Below are 16759 nucleotides of genomic sequence, written 5' to 3'. Positions count from 1 at the left end.
TCGCCGGCTGCGCCGGCTCCTCCTACCGGGCGGGCAAGCCCGCCCGCGAGATGTGCTGTTCGCCAACCGCTTTCGCGGTTGACTCGTATTTTATTGTGCCGCAACATTTTTGGTTATGCGCCGCTGACGCGGCGCTGCTGACAGCTCCTTTATCGTTGTGGCTGAATCGCTTTCGCGATTCAATGAGTGACACGATACGCCGCGCTCCGCGACGGCTGCCTCTTGCCATACTCACGATAGTTACTCCTATTTCGTTGCTATACAATAGCTTTCACTTACCATACCATAACTATGGTTATCCCACAGCCGTTTTAACAGAAACAGCGTCCCAATTATTGATTATATAATCGGTTTATCACCGGGGACATCCCGACGCGCTCTCCGCTGATCCTTCGTCGCGGCCCGCCCCGGCATCGCATCAAACACCCGACCCCCTGCCGACGCTCACGCGCCGGCCACACCGCGGCACCGAGCCCACCCCGACAACCTCACCCAGCCACCGGCAGGCCACACCCCACCACGCTTACCGCAGCACCCCACACCCGCTACAGCACCACCAGCCAGCCACCCCATCACACGCCACCGCACCCCACAGGCCACACAGCCCACCAGAGACCCCTCGGCCCCCGAACCACCCCAGGTCGCTTAACCCACCCCCGACCCAGCCCACACCAAGCCCACTACCCCGTCACCAACCTGTTTTGCGTCTGACTTCGCGATAGAGATCGGTGTGTCGATCAGACGACATCCGACGGGTTCTCCGAGCTCTCTTGGAGGATCTGATCATGTCCGAAGCAAACTCTGGTGGCGACCGCTCGCACCGTCGCCCGAAGCGGTTCTTGAGCCCGTCGCAGAAGTACGAGATATGGCTGCAGCTGGTACGCCAGGAGGTGACGATCGCCGAGGCCGCCGCCAACCATCAGGTGGATCGCACGACGATCATGCGCATCCGCACGATCGCCAAGGAAGGTGCGCTGGCCGCGCTGGCGGCAGCCAAGCCAGGCGCGGCGGCCCGCCAACGCGACTACGAACTCGATGCCGCCAAGGCCGAGAACGCGCGGCTGTCCGAGGCACTCAAGGAGATGGCCGTGCGGCTGACGTTGGTCGAGGGAAAAGGGCGCTGGGGCTAAGTGGCCGAGTCCCACACCGTGTCGACGTGGCCACCAAGACGGCGCTGTTGGGCTTGCTCGACCAGGCGGTCGATGAAGGTTGGACACTGCGCCAGGCATGCCATGCGTTGGAGCTCGGCGAGCTGCGGGCACATCGCTGGATCGCTCGCCGAGCGATCGGCCAGCTGGTCGACAAGATCCCTGGTGGGTCGCCCATGCATGGGCTGCTCGACGAAGAAGTCAGCGAGATCTTGGCGTTGTTCGACCAGTGGGGCGAGACCGACCGCTCGCACCGCAAGCTTGCTCACCGCGGCTCTTATCTGGGCCGGGTATGGGTGTCACCGTCGAGTGTTCGTCGGGTCCTGTTCTTGGCGGACGCACTTTCGACCACTTCCCAAGCCTGGACGTTCTCAACGCAAGCCCTTCCCGGATTGGGTGGACTACAAGCCGAACTCGATCTGGATTTACGATACGACGCACTTCACCAGGGCGGGGATGGCAGTGTTGATCATTCAGGATTTGGTCTCGCGCAAGTGGATCACCGAGGTCGTCTCCGCTGAGGAAACCTCCACCCAGGTCGAGATCGGGTTCACCGACGCGCTCGACATCGAGGGACTCCTGCAGGCCGTTGAGCGACGCGCCGACGGCCTGGTCGATATCGGCATCGACGACCAGGCCCGGCCGATCCTGCTCGCGGTGTCCGATAACGGTCCCCAGATGACGTCGGGCTCGACGCGGGAGTTCATGGCCATGTCTGCGATCGCCCAGCACTTCGGACGCCCCGGAACGCCGACCGATCAAGCCTGGATCGAGAGTTTCAACGGGCACCTCAAGGCCGAGTTCCCGCACCTGCTCGCGATCGAGGACCCCGCCACCCTGCGCGCCGAACTTGCCGTCACCCGCCAATTCTGGAACGGAGTCCGGTTGCACGCCGGCATCGGCTATGTCACGCCCAACGACGAACACGAAGGACGAGGGGAGGCCATCCGCAAAGCACGCCAAGCCGGGCTCGAATCCGCCCGCAACCGCCGACTTGCCTGGCACCGCCAGCAAAGGCACACTCAACCCATACAGGATCCCGACGATGTTGTCTGATCAAACGCGAATGTCTATCGCAAAGTCAGAAACACCTCAAACCACGGATTAGCCCGCACCAACAACACATCGGCATGACACGCCAACCCCAACGGACAAAAACACGCCAACACCCGACCCTCCAACAACCCCAACTCCCCCACCACCCGCAACCGACGCACCTCAAGCTCCCTGGTCAACGCCCCCAACACCCCATCCAGCCACCCCTCAAACAACCTCACCGCCCCCACATGCGCCAACTCGCGACTCGCATACCCCCGCGGCACACCACGCGGCTGCTCCACAAACCAACGCCCACCCCTCTCGAACACCTGCCACGGATTACCCCACCTCGACGGACGCGCCACCGACACCGCACCCGCCGGCAACCGCACACCCTTAGCTCCCGACCGCACAATCCGCTGCGCCGAACTCGGAGCCCGCCACCGCGGACGCCCAAACCACGGCTCCCGCTCCAACCACGCATACGACTCATTCACCCGATCCGCTTCGGCCAACACCTCCGGGCTCGGCTCACGCCCTAACGCCGCGACCTCAGTCAATGGCTGCGCAAGGATCAAATTCGCCAGCACTCGTGCCGCCGACGGCGACGGCGTCGGCGACGGCGACGGCGACGGCGACGGCGACGGCGACGGCGACAAATCATCACCGGTCTGGTCTCCCTCACGGGCGGACAACCGCGCCAACAAGCGCAACCGCTCATCCACCACCACCGGCCAGCACACCGACGTCGTCCGCCGACCACCAATAACCTTGTCATCACCCATATCTGACATCAGTGAATTATATAAATGCTCAGCCCGCACACCCAGGACGAACACCTTGCAGAAGTGAAAACCAACCCGGCGTAAGACTGCGACGGCGGGCTACGCTCCGGTGCGTAGCCTCTGGCCGTTGCACGGCGCTTCGCTGAACGCATCCAGCTTCGAGGGATCGGTACGGAACTTGCCTCCATCGGCGAAGACCGCTACAGCTGTCCGGTGCACGTTACGCAGCAACACCAGTGCCGCCTCATAACCCGCCCAATCAACGACCCGCCACAGCACCGGCCCCATATGCACATCCACCCAGTGCACCGTGCGCCGCTGCCGAGCATCGAAACGCTCCTGAGGCACCACCGACCACTCCGGGGGCCGCGTCCAGGTCACCGACAACACCGACAACCACGGCCACTCATCACTACCGCCATGATCCGCGGGCACTGTCCCCTCGACGCCGCGCAGCGCCTCGCGCACCGCGACGAACGCCGCCAGCACTTCCCATACCTGGGCCGCCGAGGTGAACCGCATCAAGATATCGCCCCACTGCATCGCCACTACCGCCAGCTCAGTGCGCGCGTCGTGCACCGACACGTGTCCCTCAACTGGACGTACAACGATCAGCGACCGCGTCACCACCCCGGCAGGAATGCGCATCCGATCCACCACCGGAGACCCAACTTTGCTAACCACGAATATCTCCCCTCGCCGGGATTACGGGCCTGCCGGGATGGCTTGCCCCACACCACAAAAGCTACTCCACCCCTCCGACAAACGTCGGGAGCCCCATAAGCTCATCCGCACCCTTCGTGAGCAACCATCATGTTTGCTTAATGAGGGGTGCGCGTGGGGGCTGGCCGGCTCGGTCGGCCAGCCCCGTCGAATATCGCGCACCTCCGCCGTCGACGGGCATCCTCCAACCCCTCGGCGCCGGTGACGCCGGAGCCGAGCACCACATAGGCGCCCACACCCGGCCCCGCCGTCACTGTCGCACCTCCGCACCCGCCAGCGCGGCGGCGAAATCGAGCTCGGCGAATCCCTGCGGCGCCCGAGCGCTCACCGTTACGCGAGCCCGCGCCCAGGCCCCGATCACCGCAGGTGTGCCGTGATAGTCCCCACCGCCACGACCGTTGCCCTCACAGGTCAACAACGGCAGCGGATGAATCCGTGCCTCCCAACACGGCTCGGCCTGCGGCGCCGACTCCGTATCGACGTACTGCTCGGTGTCGAGATTGACCACGTAGCGGCATTCGGCATCGCTGGCCAACTCCACCTCGACCCGATGGCTCATCGCCGCCAGCCGTTCTAGCGTGGACTCATAGCCCGGATATAGCGGCTCTAACGCCGAGGAGATCGCCACGCAGCGCGAGTAGTCGTGATCATCACCAGTCTCGGTCATGGTGTGCCGCCACAGATTCCGGCCGTCAGGCTCAGGATCGGCGTAGTCGCCAGCCCACACCAGCCGCATACCGCCGTCGAGACGCAAAAACGTCTCCACCGCCCGAACGAAATCATTCCCGACATAGGAATGCTCCATCAACTTCAGGCCATTGCCGTACATGTGCGCAGAAAACCACCACCGCGCCCGCGGCCCAGAACTTCCATCGCCGCCGATAATGACCGGCGCGTAATACTGACCCATCTTCCATCTCCCCTCACCGGGATCACGGGCCCGCCGAAATGGCAAGCCTCACAACACCAATGATAGGCGCAGACACCGACAACACCCACTTCCAAGGGCCGCAACCAATCGGACACGAGGAGGAGGAGCGCCTAAAATCGCCCACCACGTGGAGCACTTTCACCCCACCCCGTAATGGACGGGGAGGCGGGGTGGTGCCCGTCCATTACGAACACCACCCCGCACCGGATCACCGATCCCCCGTCGCGGGAATCGACGCTCACCCTTGGGCGGTCAGCTCCCGCCTATCGCTGTGCACGTGCGGATAGCACTGCACACATCGGCAGTGCAGATCGCCGCAGTCATCCTCGAGCGAGTGCTTCTGAATCCAACACTGGGCCGACGCGTCGTCACGCTTCCACCTCACCGCAGGTACACGCCTCCCCAATGCTTCCCGAAAGCCGTCAAGCACAACCCTTCAGACTCGTCAACGATGTCATCGCCTAATCCCCCTCACGCCGCGTCACTGGCGACATCGACATCCGGGCCGCCCAGGCCGACCGCAACCCCAAACGCACGCGCCGGGGTGTTTTCCGGGCGGCGGGCGTAGTCCTCGGTGGCGTCGAAATCAGGGACGGTACGGATGTGCTCAATCACCGCGTCGGTGATCTGGTCGCCGTCGTGGCGGGCCGCCACGAACAGCCGACATACTCGCATCTTCTGCGCCCGGCAGTCGGTGGGCACCGACACCACATCGGCGGGATCGACCAACACCACCAGCATGTCGTCACAGAACGTCATCGCGTACCCGAAGGTGCCCACATGAATCCCAACCGAGCAGGCCGAATCCCGGTCATCGTCGACCAGGTCGCGGTCCATCGACACCGTGGCCCCGACCGGGTAGGGCACACGGCCAGTGACTGTTTCCACCGATCCGTCCTGATGGACCACCGTGACCGGCTCACGCCCCGCATGCGCCGAGCGGCCATCGCCGCGCACCGACTTGTAGCCGACGATGTAGCCATCGGTCGTCAGGGTGAACCCACCTGCCTTGAGCCACCCGAACAGCTGCGAGCGGGACGCCTGCGATGGGTTGCGTTCCAGCCGCCGCAGAAATGCTCCCAGCGGAGCCAGGTCGGCGTTGCTGTTGGTCAGCCGGATCGCCGCCGCGAGCACAACCTCCTCGACCGGGTCACCGTGGACGATCCGGTACGGCTCACAGCCGCGCGTGTCGGTGTCACCGTCTACCACTGATACCGCCTGGGCCGCAGCGGCTTTCACGCCTGTACGGAACTGCTCAAGCAGATCTTGCACGGCGGTGAAATCCTCTCCATGCTCATCGAGCAAGTAGCGGCGCACCGGCCTGTAGGTGGGATCGGCAGCGCCGATCAGCACGCTGGCCGCGCCCTCGAACACAATGATCGACTGGTCATCAATGAGTGCATACATGGTTGTGTGAATCCTGTTCTTGTCGTTGGTTTTTCGATGTTCTGTGCTAAATGCGCTTCGGCTCAGGCCGCCGTGCGTGCCGTCTGCGGCGGCGTGTGTGCCACATACGCCACGTAGTGCTCCCGAATTGCCGCGTTGTCCCATCGCCGCACATGAGCAAGCAGCGGGTAAGCCTGGCGCAGCTCGCCGCTCATCGTCCTGATCTCGGCAAACTGTTCTTGCGCGGTTGGGCAGCCGCTGAGCGCCCGCATGGTCGCACTCTGGGCCTCGGTTACGGTCTCAGCCGAGCGCACCAGCGCGCCGATCCGTGTCAGCAGTGCCCGATGCGGATGCCCCGGCGCGCTCAAGGCGGCAGCTGAGGCCGCGATCTCGAACGCGGCCTTGCAGATCGACTCAGACGCGCACGTGTAGGCCGCAGCCAGCAGTTCGGTCTGCGACCATCCGGCAGTCTCGGTAGCGAATCGCCGCTGTAGCCACGCACTGCTGGTCATCGCCTGCGGCACCGCCGCCAGCAGCGGCCCGCTTTTGCGTTTGCCCAAATACACCGTCACCGACGCGATCGCGAGTTGCCCGCTCGACGACCGATACGGGCGCTTGTCCTCGACATAGATGACCGGAAGACCCAGCGCGGCGATCTGCGGCCCACTCAGCGTTGCCGAGCACCGCCCCGCCCCGTCGCGGTGGCAGACGTCGCAGTCATAGCCCGTGACCGGCCCGCGCACGCTACGTCCAGCGGCCAGCGCGGCCCGCCACTGCTCGTAGCTGTAGCGGCCCCCCAACCCTTCGGAGCCCATGCTGATCTGCCAGGTCTGCCCACTCGCCTGATCTCCGGGCCGCACCACATCCAGCGCCAGCGCACTGCGGCCTTCCGGCAACGCCACCACCCGCGCCACGGTGGGATGCTCTTGGGCGACGAACGTGGCAAACCGCGACAACACCCGGCCCGCCGGAACACCGCTAACCACCAGTGTGCGGCTCATCTCAGCAGGCACCGACACCGCATCAAACAGATCGTCACGCACATCGGTGACCCGCTCCCAGCGGGCACGGCCGCCGCGCCCGTGGCGCACGACCCACTCCTCGGTCCCACCGGGGACACGCACCCGCAGCGGGATCGGCAGCATCGATGCCTCGCCCACCCCTGCCAACGTGTCGGCGCGCAACGCCACCGCGCCTGCGACATCGCGGTCCGCCAGCTCCGTGATCCGTTGCGCTAGCGCCTCATACGCAATCCGGTAACGCCCTAGTGCGGCATCCACGGCGGCCAGAGTCCGCTCGGTGGCGATCACCGATTCGCGGCTCGGAGTGTGATCGAACGACCCGATCGGCAGCTCGATCACGCACCCCGACACCCTGCCAATACCGTCGATCACCCGCGACGTAACCTCGGGTACCGACGAGAACAGCGTCCCGCCGCTGCGCACCACGACCACACCGCGATCCGGGCGCTCAACACGGCGGAAACACACCGGCCCAACCCAGTTCGGCCCACCGGCCAAGCTATCCACCGGCTCACCGTCCACCAGCACCGCGCCCGCGTCGTGGGCAGCGGCGACCTCGCGAACTACCCGATGCCACGCCTCCACGTGCCCGGCCACCTCAACCGGAACGATGATCGTGGTCCCATCCGCCAGATCGGTTGGCGCGTCGGCCAACAACACCTGGTGCTCCAAATTGCGGGCCGCTCGCACCGTCGTGCGGCATCCGCCTTTGACCGTGTCCACCAGAAACGACTCCGCCAGCGTCCACGCCGATTTCGCGCCGACACCCAAACCACCGACCAACTCGTTGCTGTCCCGCTTACTCGACGCTGCGAACGCCAGAAACGTTGCCTCGACTTCCGCGCACGACATCCCGGTACCCCGGTCGCTGACCACAAAATTTGGCTCCACCAGACTCGGCGTCGTCACCGCCACCGGCTCATCACTGCCTGCCGCCCGCGTGGCATCGACCGCGTTGGCCACATACTCACGCACCACCGCCAGACGCCGGTCGGCATACAGATTGACCAACATCTCCATCATGCGGCGCGCACCCTGCGGGTCTACCCGACTCGTCATCGTCGGCAACCCCACACCAGCGCCGACCAACGTCGAACTCGCTTCAGCAATACGCATAACTACATTCCCCTCACCGGGATCAGGGGCTCGCCGAATTGGCATGCCCGACAACAACAATTCTACCCAGCACCACCGACAAAACGATGCAGCAGGCAGATACCTTAGTTCAAGACGACCCCACCACCACCCACCCCTGTAATGGGCGGGGTGGGTGGTGGTGGGGTCGTCTGCCGGCTAGCCCGGGGAGGCCGGGCGCAAACGTCCCGGCCTCCCCGGCAGCACAGCGGCTATGTCAGGGCCGGATCGACTGCCGATAGTCGTCCGACGGCATGGCTCTGCGATTCCAGCACATACATGTCCCGACGTCCTCCCAGCAGTCCTGGCACGACCGGCACGAGTCGCAGTACCCGTGCGCGTCGGCCAGGCCGTAGCCACAGACCGCGCACACGTCACCACACCGACCGGGACTATCGGCCCTTGCCGGCGATGTACCCAGCTGCGACCAATTCGGGTAATGGACGTAATCGTCGTTGCTGTGCCAAATCCCGGTCGCGGCGTCCCATTGACCGGCGTCCTCGTTGACGATGTAGGCATGATTCCGGTAGCGCGGGTCCACCGTCAGGATGACCAGTTTGTTGCCCAGCCCGCACCACCGCGACAACGCTCGCTGCACCCCGGCCCGATCCAACCTGCGGTACTGGCGCGGCAAGATTTCCTCGGCAAATTTACGGGTGTCCGACCGGTCGTCCCCGGCCAGCGGGTGCGCCCCCTTGGGCAAGATGCCATTGTGCGCGACCACCGTTCGCCGCGACCCGCCCACCAGGAACGGGTGCACGTTGTCGACACGCACACTGCCGTGTGTGGCCCAGCGGCTGTGAAACAGCGCGGGGCCGTCCGGATAGCGTTCGCGGGCCTCCACAAACTCATCGAGGGCGTCGACCAGCTCTAGTGACTTGGCCGACACGATTTCCTCGCCTGCGACAATCGCCCAGCCGTGACCGTCCGGATTGTTCGCGCCGCCGTTGAATAGACCGTGAACATCGGCCGGTGTGCCCGGCGGTAAATAACTCAAAATGCACATGATGCGTGAACCCTTCAAAATCTGTGAGATAAAACGGACGGCTACGCGCAGACAGCGATTTCCGATGACAGATGCCGGTAGTTATGGCGCTTGACCCATGCACTGAAATGCCGCCATCCGATCGCCTTACCGCGTAATACGTCCTGCAATGTGATCGACCGCGTGTAGCGCACACTGGCGTCGGCGAACTCGACAGCGGCGTAAAACTCTCGCTCGTCGAGCGTCGACTTGAAAAATCGCAACTCGAATGTCTTGTCGTTATTGCAATTGACCGCCACGTAGCGGTCGCCGCGCTGGATCGCTTTCGCTTTACCGGCCAACTCGCCGGGTACCGGCTTATGAAATGCCGCGTATTCATCCGAGCGGCGGCGGGCCAGCACCTCTAACTCGGCGCAGTTGCGATACAGGAATAACAGCCACATCATTTGATGTGCCGCCGATTGCTTTCCTTCTCGTCGAAATGCGTTGCGCGACACATGAACATGCAGTCCGTAGCCGTCGTCGACGCTGCATCCGGCACCACGCAGATCGCCCAGCAGCGCCGCGAACGGGTAGCTACGTGCCCATGCCAACGTCATGGGATGGGTGACGATCTCGACGCCGTTAATCGAGCCATCGAGCTTCATGTACAAGTGGTGTTCGACGCCGTCCAGACCGCTCACAACGTCTGCGATAGTCGACTGTGCACCACAGACTTCCAGCTCGACGCCGAGAAGCGTCTGAGTCTGATAATCGCCTTTGGGCCGATAACTTGCGGGTCGGTACTCGTAGGAATGAACCCGGCTGTCTCGGCGGCACCCCCGACACGGGCCGCAGTCCTGGCAACGCCATTCACAGCACGATCCGCAATAATCGTCGTAGTCGGGATCGACTTCGCAATCGCAGCTTTCGCAATAAACAGATGACGGCATAACAGATAGCACCCCTCACCGGGTAGTGAGGCTCACCGGAGTGGTAAGCCTTCCAATTCACAATTCTAGTCAAGTGGACCGACAAATTGTCCCGAAAAGTCCCTAGTCACAAGGGTTTAACGTCTCCTCCACCCCACCCCGTAATGGACGGGGTGGGGTGGAGGTCGGCGGCGCGCCGAGCCGGCCCGACTCCATCGGGCCGCCCTCCGAAGCGGTGAAGAAAGCCCCCAGACCGCCACATCCACACCCGACTCGCGCGTGGCCGCTGCTAACATGGATCGCACGCGCGGCATGCCAACACGGCGGGCCGCGGTTCTCCGGTAGAGGGAGAGGAACGATCGTGACGAGTGCCGCAATGCCAGCTGTGAGGCCTGCAGCGGTCAATGAGGGGGGCGCCGCGAGAAGCCGGTCGTGAGGTACTCCCGGTCGGATCTCAAAGCGCGGCGCAGCGCGCTAAGCCTGTGGCCGCAAGACATCGCCCCGCTGCTCGAGCTCAGCACGAGCAGGTACAAAGCCATCGAAGCAGGCGGTCACGGCTACATCGGCGCATACCTCGTCGGCGAATTGATCCGGATGGAAGCATTCGTCGCCGGGGAGACCGAACGGCTGGTTGCTGCGGCGTGCGCTCAGGGCACCGTGGTGCTGCAGGCCGTCCCCGACCAGGACACCTTCACCGTGCGATACCCAGCGGCACACACCCGCCGTGACCGCAACCCGTATCCGGTGTCGTTACAGCACGTTGCGGTGGGACGTGCCGCCGCTGAGCTTCGCCGCCGAGGACGTGACGTCGCGGTGCATCGCGGCGATCGCGCCTTCGAGCTGATGGCCGCCCGGCTGGCGGTCGGACTGGGCAGGACCGAAACAGCGCAACTGTTGGGGCTCAACGTCAGCTCATATGCCGATACCGAACGCGGACTCAAACCCCCGCGTGCCGCGCTGACCGACCTACAGGCTGTCGATGACTTCATCGTCGACACCGCCGCCAGCCTCAAGGTGAGCGCCCAGGGTGGCGTTCACACCATCTGGATCATCGACGACCAGCAGGAATTCGAAAACCAGTATCCACAGGCACGGGTTCAACGCCCGCACAATAACGCCTATCCGATCTGGACCCTCCGCATCGCCGCCGCCCGCCGTGCACACACCCTGCAGGCCACCACGGGCCAACCAGTACTCATCGCGGTCGACGACTGACGGAGCATTCCGCGAAACAGGTTGGCACCGAACAGGTCTGCTGCTGGGTGTCGGGGGATATCCACGGCGGAGGCCGCAGGTTAGGCCCACTCGGTTAGCCGCGGCAGCGCGATCTCCAATTGCGAGAACAGCGTCGGCCATCCTTTGCGCAGAAACGCCAGGTGCCCGTTCGATAGTTTGGAGGCGTCGATCATGGAGTCGACACGGATGTGGCCGGCTGGCACTCCAAGCTTTGCGAGTTTGCGGTACAGCGGGTTGGGTTCGATCCCGCGGCCGGCCAGGTATTCGAATACCTGCCTAGGCTGCCAGTCCCAAATCGGCCCGTAACTCACGGTGCCGTCAACCCGGTGCACTGTGCCGCCGTGCTCGGCGCGCACCGCGTCGCGTGAATTGTGCTGGTGTGCACGGGTATGGGTGGCCAGATGGTGCCGGTAGAGCATCGCCCGGCCGTGGGATTCTTGGCTGCGCACCCCCCACAGTGATCCCGGGCCGTGGCGGCGGTGGGCTGTGGCGGCCGGGCCGGTGATCATCAACTCAGACAACTCGACACCCAGTGAGCGGTCCGGGGCGTAGTGATCGAATCCCCCTAGCGCGACCATCACGGTCAACAGGTCCGGCTCGGCGGGTACCACGGTGAAGTTCAGCCGCCACGCGTGAGCCATGTCTTCCAAATACCGCACGGTTTCCGGGAATTGTAGCCCCGAATCGAAGAACACGACCGGCACGTTCGGGTCCACCTGACGAGCCAGATCCACCACGACGGTGGAGTCTTTGCCTCCCGACCAGGACACGAACCCGTCATGGAGCTCGAGATGGGCCGCGATCCGATCCAGCAACGGCCGATACCCGCCGCCGCGTCGGCGCGCCGCGATCGCCCGCAACGCGGTCATATCCATGCCCACCGATCCACTCATCCGGTTACCGGCTAACCGGATGGCGGTTGTCGGTGACCGTGATCGGCATCCCCGGAAACAACAGCTCTAGGTATTCAGTGACGTAGCCAGCGGCCTCGGCGCCCTCCAGAATGGACTCCTCGCTGGTGGTGTCATCCCACCACCACCACAGACCGTCGCGTTTGAACCCAAACGGGGGCGGCACCACCTCGAGGTCGGTGTGGGCGCGGGCGAACGTGCGGGCCGCACCGACGACGAACCGCCAATTCATGCCTCCGAACGTTAACGACCCGTCAGGGTCGCCATGTTCGGCAAGCGCGGTCGGCAACTGCACGCGGGCCAGACACACCGATACCGCCACCGGACGCCGCGGCCGGCTCACCGAGCGGAAATGCCCATTTTGGCCCGCCGTATCGGGCCCGATCTGCGACCGGTTCGGGTGCACCACGAATTCAGCGCTCATCGCCGCATCACACTTCCTCGAGTTGTAGGACCAACCGTTCACCGAAGCCACCGGAACCTGTTGCATACGGCGCGTATTCGGCAGACACCACTCGGCATCGCATACCGCGGGGAAGCAGATGGGTGGTGTCTTCCACCGTGTCCGAGCGCCCCAGATACATGCCGCGGCCGGTAACCAGCTCGAACACGACATGGCGGTGACTGTCGTGCCCGGGTGTTTCGTGCAGGTTGTGCCGGGTCACAGTGAACTGGTCGAACGACACCACAGACCCCGCCACGAGATTGCCCGGCAGATTCTCAATACTGCTCACATCCGGGTGGGTGTCAGGCAAGGCGACGGCCACATAGACCCGGTGGCGGCGGTCGTTGATGTCCTCATAAGACTGGATCATGCGGTCCAGGCGCTGCACTTCGGTCCGATCCGCGACGTCGAGCTGCTGAACATCACCGGCCGCGCGGTGCAACGCAAAGTTCACCCGCCGCCACCGACCCAGGTCCTCGTCGCCCAGCATGGTCTGCAACGCGCGCCGCTGCGTAGCAGGCGCCGCAGCAATCACGCGATTTTTGGTGGCCGAGCGCAGCTTTCGCTGCCGCGCGCTCAAAGCCGGCCGGAATTCCTCAGGTGCGGGCAACTCCTGGCGTAGCCGATCGGAGTCGACGCGGCTGACGTCGCGGGGAGTGGCCCGGTCACGATCACGAGCCGCCCGCGTCGCAGAGGTGTCGGTGTCGCGGGCCTCGTCGATTATCCGGTTGGCCAACCGGATGAAGTCGCGGTCACTCATCGCCGACTCGACGACCTCACGCGCTGCCTTCACATCACGCGATGTGACCAGCCCACCCTCGATGTCAACCACCACCGGTTCCCGGTTCGGTCTGGCGGTTTTGGCGCCCATCGGGCGAGTCTACGAGCCACTCCAGATAGTTCCGGGGCGCCGCGCCCAGCCCCGCAAAGTGGGAAGGCGGCCCCAGGAGTCGGCTGCTGTCAGCCGCGCCCAGGGCCGCCTCAGGTGACACCTTCACCCAACCCCTGTATGCATTTCGTGCCCGCCACGCTACCAACCACCAGCCGCCGGATACACCCGTTAGTGTGCCGACATGTTCTCTGATCCCGCCGCAGCTGCCTGGGTCCTCGCCGGCAGCCCCGACGTCGACGCCGGCGCGCCGATCCCGGGCCGCTGCGGGCGCTGCGGAACCGACGGCCCCACGGTGCCCAGTTCGCGCATCATCTCCGAAGCATTCACCGGCTTCGACACCTGGCCGTTCGGATCCCGCAGACTTTGCGTGCCCTGCGCGTGGGTGTACAGCCGCGCGCCCCGGGCCGTCCCAGCCATGTTGATCGAAGCCACCACCGTCACTGAATACCGGCACCCGGCCGCACTGGCCGCCATACTGGCCGCCGGTCCCCTGCCAGCCACCCAGGCGGCGGTCGTACCGACCCTGCGCCGCCGACACATTCTGCCGACCGCCCGATGGGGCCACCTCGCCACCGAGGGGCTCGTCATCGCCTGGAATGCGACGGCGGCATCTAGGCTGGCCGATCTCATGACCTTGCGCCCCAACGTCACCGCGTGGGTTCAGTCCCGCGCCACCACACCGCTACCGCCCCCACAGTTGGCCAGCACAACCACCGCGGTCCTGCATCGACCCGCCCCGCCATTCCCGCTGTTGGCCAGTCAACCACGACCGAGCTGGCCACGATTTCTGGCAGCCTGGAACGCGGTGCAGCCCTGGCGCACCGTCCCCCCACTCTGGAACGCCGCTCACACCCTCACCCACGCGACGACACACCACAACTCCAGCCCATACCAGGACGACACGAGCTGCCACTAGGGTTTGCGCCATGGCGCCGCGCCCGCGCAAGCGAGACTCCCGCGACCTGCCCCCACCACAGGAGGCAGACACCGAACTCACCCCAACTCGGGCCTGGCAAGCGCTAGTCCCGGACCTGCATGCCCTGACCCCCACCGACGAGCTCAACAAGACCGAGGCGGCGCTGCGGCGCGCCGAAGACACCGCAGAACGGCTGCTGCTGCTGGTGCACTACAGCATCGACTGGGAAAACAGCTGGATCACCGACCCGAAATACCTCAAAAACTATTGGGACAAAATCCTTCCCGGCCGGGTGTTCCGCGCCTCCCGCCGGTCAGTCACACTCGACGAGTGGTGGTCCTCACCCGCGCTCACACGCCTAGGTCTCCAAGCCCCCCGCTACCCGGACCGCAGGCGCGAACTAGCCGAACTGCTCCGCGAGCCGCCCAAACCGGTCCTGCGCGCATTCCAACGCAGCCTACCTGCCCTCCTGTTACGAGTCCGCATCATCAAAGAGGCCGTCGACGCCGACCGAAAGTCCAAACACGCATGACCCTCAACACCATTCGGTGGGACATCGACATCGTGGCCCTGTCATCCATCGTGCACCGCGGCTCCGACAACGATGCGGCCGGCACCGACACCACCGCCATGTTCCGCACCGAAAAGATCATCACCGCCGACGGCGAGCTGCTGGATGTTCCGATCCTGTCGGGCAGCAGTTTCCGCGGCGTCCTACGCCGCATCGGAGAGGAGCTCACCGCCGCAGTCCTGGACTACGAGGACATCGCGTTACCGGTTCCCGCCGCCCATTTACTTACCAACGGCGGCCGACTCGGCAAATCAGCAACTCCGCTCACCGACGAAGAAGAACGCCACCTCAAAGCACTACTCCCCCAGATCGCCGTGTTCGGAGGCGCTGCAAGCGGCAGGCTCATGTCCGGTCTGCTCACCGTCGGCAAAGTCCTGCCCGAAGTCACCGAACTGGCCCACATCCTGCCTCGCCCACCACGAACCACGCCTCTACCCGACGCGGTATACACCTTCGCCGAGGAATCGTTCACACACCTGGACGACCACCGCCCCCGCGCCGACCAATCCCCCCGAACCGACCGCGACGAAAACACCAGTCCACTAGGACGATTTGACATCGAAACCCTCCCCGCCGGAACCCTCCTGCAGACCTGGGTACGGATCACCTACGCCACCAGCCACCAAGTCGCGTTCCTGCACGACGTCCTGAGCGCCTTCGGCCGCCGCGGCCACCTCGGCGGCCGACGTGCCGCCGGCCACGGCAACATCACCGCCAACTTCAGCGAGATTGAGGCGGAGCGTGGCCAGCTCCCCGACAAAACGGTCGACTGGGAAGCCGAACTCAGGGCACACCGCGACGACGCGATCGCCGCCCTCTCCAAACTCACCTAAGCACACCGATGATTGCCTTGCAGATCACCGCGCACACCCCGCACGGCATCGTGCTATCCCAACCATGGGGCATCGCTCTCGATGGCCTGCTCGCCTCGGTGCTCTGGCATCGCCGCAAATGGGCCGCGCGCGCTGCCGGCCACCATCTCACCTACCAACACCATGCCACCCCGGAAACCATCGATCTTCCCCTGGCCCGCTGCGGTGACCCCACCCATGACAGCGACTGGCACTGGATGGCCACTTTCGCCGACCTACACCCTCACTCCCACGACACCATTGACCCCGACATCCGTTGGCGCACCGCCCATACCGACCACAACCGGCTCCAACAACTCGCCCCTACCATCGGCCGACGCGTCGTCTCCGACCGCAAAGGCCGCTACCAGAACCGCATCATCCCCGTCATCGCACACCCAGCCACCCTCCTCACCTGGCGCGCAGTCGGCGATCCGGACACCATCGCCGACCTCCTCGACGACCTGCCCTTGATCGGCAAACACCGCGGCGTCGGTGAAGGACTCGTCACCCACTGGCACATCACCGAAACCTCAGAAATCGACGAATGGGCCGCCGGACATGAACACGAACCCGGCATACTCGGCCGGACAACGCCGCTACGCTGCCTCACCCGGCAACCCGCCGTACAGACCGGCCCACTCGCCACCGCGCCAATTCGACCGCCCTACCTACACCCCGAAACACGCACTGCCGCATACCATCCCGCACGTTAATGCGGCATCTCTGAAGGAATCGACGCTCTGTTGCTCTGAGCCAGATGAACCGTTGACGGTCCGTCCAACACACGCCCAACATCGCGAACCCCGTCAAGGACGGGTAGCGCGTCTACCGATTACCGGACTTGTCGCATCAGCTCTGACGCCAGCCCCTG

At 64.7% G+C, this 16759-nt stretch carries 18 protein-coding genes; 8 read left to right on the top strand and 10 right to left on the bottom strand.

Features of this window, described 5'->3' with window-relative positions; genetic code table 11:
- Window positions 1-785 precede the first annotated feature (785 nt).
- From AB8998_RS31520 to AB8998_RS31510, 3 genes are read left to right on the top strand one after another with little or no spacing between them, the layout of a single operon-like run.
- Window positions 786-1130 (top strand): helix-turn-helix domain-containing protein, encoded by a 345-nt coding sequence (locus tag AB8998_RS31520; protein ID WP_369738284.1) that lies wholly within the window; start codon window positions 786-788, stop codon window positions 1128-1130.
- A gap of 26 nt (window positions 1131-1156) precedes the next feature.
- A complete protein-coding gene (locus tag AB8998_RS31515; RefSeq protein WP_369742209.1) occupies window positions 1157-1669 on the top strand; it encodes a hypothetical protein in 513 nt (170 codons plus the stop codon).
- On the top strand, window positions 1605-2204 hold the full coding sequence (locus tag AB8998_RS31510) for an integrase core domain-containing protein (protein ID WP_369742208.1): 600 nt from the start codon (window positions 1605-1607) through the stop codon (window positions 2202-2204). Before AB8998_RS31515 ends, AB8998_RS31510 begins: the two co-directional genes overlap by 65 nt.
- Before the next feature lie 14 nt (window positions 2205-2218).
- Here the strand turns inward: AB8998_RS31510 and AB8998_RS31505 are convergent, their stop codons facing one another.
- The 7 genes from AB8998_RS31505 to AB8998_RS31475 form a co-directional block, all read right to left on the bottom strand.
- Complete coding sequence (locus AB8998_RS31505) at window positions 2219-2971, bottom strand: DUF4326 domain-containing protein (RefSeq protein WP_369742214.1); 753 nt, start codon at window positions 2969-2971, stop codon at window positions 2219-2221.
- 99 nt (window positions 2972-3070) lie between these two features.
- The gene (locus AB8998_RS31500; protein ID WP_369742207.1) at window positions 3071-3655 is read right to left on the bottom strand and encodes a hypothetical protein; all 585 of its coding nucleotides are present in this window, start codon (window positions 3653-3655) and stop codon (window positions 3071-3073) included.
- A gap of 289 nt (window positions 3656-3944) precedes the next feature.
- Window positions 3945-4604, bottom strand: a complete 660-nt coding sequence (locus tag AB8998_RS31495; RefSeq protein ID WP_369742206.1) for a hypothetical protein — start codon at window positions 4602-4604, stop codon at window positions 3945-3947.
- Between the two features lie 492 nt (window positions 4605-5096).
- The gene (locus AB8998_RS31490) at window positions 5097-6176 is read right to left on the bottom strand and encodes a hypothetical protein (RefSeq protein WP_369742205.1); all 1080 of its coding nucleotides are present in this window, start codon (window positions 6174-6176) and stop codon (window positions 5097-5099) included.
- On the bottom strand, window positions 6095-8092 hold the full coding sequence (locus tag AB8998_RS31485) for an ATP-binding protein (RefSeq protein ID WP_369742204.1): 1998 nt from the start codon (window positions 8090-8092) through the stop codon (window positions 6095-6097). The genes AB8998_RS31490 and AB8998_RS31485 overlap by 82 nt, the downstream gene beginning before the upstream one ends.
- Before the next feature lie 292 nt (window positions 8093-8384).
- Window positions 8385-9173 (bottom strand): class II glutamine amidotransferase, encoded by a 789-nt coding sequence (locus AB8998_RS31480; protein ID WP_369742203.1) that lies wholly within the window; start codon window positions 9171-9173, stop codon window positions 8385-8387.
- Window positions 9174-9214: 41 nt separating this feature from the next.
- Window positions 9215-9835, bottom strand: coding sequence for a hypothetical protein (locus AB8998_RS31475; RefSeq protein WP_369742202.1), 621 nt, complete (start codon window positions 9833-9835; stop codon window positions 9215-9217).
- A 660-nt stretch (window positions 9836-10495) separates the two neighbouring features.
- On the opposite strand from AB8998_RS31475, the gene AB8998_RS31470 reads away from it, so the two are divergent.
- Window positions 10496-11278: a hypothetical protein gene (locus AB8998_RS31470; protein ID WP_369742201.1), complete on the top strand. Its 783-nt coding sequence runs from the start codon at window positions 10496-10498 to the stop codon at window positions 11276-11278.
- A gap of 80 nt (window positions 11279-11358) precedes the next feature.
- Here AB8998_RS31470 and AB8998_RS31465 read toward each other — a convergent pair whose 3' ends face one another.
- The 3 genes from AB8998_RS31465 to AB8998_RS31455 are packed head-to-tail and all read right to left on the bottom strand — an operon-like array spanning window position 11359 to window position 13526.
- The gene (locus AB8998_RS31465) at window positions 11359-12192 is read right to left on the bottom strand and encodes a phosphoadenosine phosphosulfate reductase domain-containing protein (protein WP_369742200.1); all 834 of its coding nucleotides are present in this window, start codon (window positions 12190-12192) and stop codon (window positions 11359-11361) included.
- A 4-nt stretch (window positions 12193-12196) separates the two neighbouring features.
- On the bottom strand, window positions 12197-12634 hold the full coding sequence (locus AB8998_RS31460; protein WP_369742198.1) for a hypothetical protein: 438 nt from the start codon (window positions 12632-12634) through the stop codon (window positions 12197-12199).
- A gap of 7 nt (window positions 12635-12641) precedes the next feature.
- Window positions 12642-13526 (bottom strand): hypothetical protein, encoded by an 885-nt coding sequence (locus AB8998_RS31455; RefSeq protein ID WP_369742197.1) that lies wholly within the window; start codon window positions 13524-13526, stop codon window positions 12642-12644.
- 202 nt (window positions 13527-13728) lie between these two features.
- Between AB8998_RS31455 and AB8998_RS31450 the strand changes: the two genes are divergently transcribed.
- The 4 genes from AB8998_RS31450 to AB8998_RS31435 are packed head-to-tail and all read left to right on the top strand — an operon-like array spanning window position 13729 to window position 16601.
- Window positions 13729-14463 (top strand): hypothetical protein, encoded by a 735-nt coding sequence (locus tag AB8998_RS31450; RefSeq protein WP_369742196.1) that lies wholly within the window; start codon window positions 13729-13731, stop codon window positions 14461-14463.
- A gap of 10 nt (window positions 14464-14473) precedes the next feature.
- On the top strand, window positions 14474-14995 hold the full coding sequence (locus AB8998_RS31445) for a hypothetical protein (protein WP_369742195.1): 522 nt from the start codon (window positions 14474-14476) through the stop codon (window positions 14993-14995).
- On the top strand, window positions 14992-15867 hold the full coding sequence (locus tag AB8998_RS31440) for an RAMP superfamily CRISPR-associated protein (RefSeq protein WP_369742194.1): 876 nt from the start codon (window positions 14992-14994) through the stop codon (window positions 15865-15867). Before AB8998_RS31445 ends, AB8998_RS31440 begins: the two co-directional genes overlap by 4 nt.
- A gap of 8 nt (window positions 15868-15875) precedes the next feature.
- The gene (locus tag AB8998_RS31435) at window positions 15876-16601 is read left to right on the top strand and encodes a hypothetical protein (RefSeq protein ID WP_369742193.1); all 726 of its coding nucleotides are present in this window, start codon (window positions 15876-15878) and stop codon (window positions 16599-16601) included.
- Window positions 16602-16759: the final 158 nt, after the last annotated feature.

Source organism: Mycobacterium sp. HUMS_12744610 (genome assembly GCF_041206865.1).
Lineage (GTDB): Bacteria > Actinomycetota > Actinomycetes > Mycobacteriales > Mycobacteriaceae > Mycobacterium > Mycobacterium servetii.
Note: the sequence above shows the minus strand (reverse complement) of the source record. Positions and strands in the feature narration are given on the sequence as shown.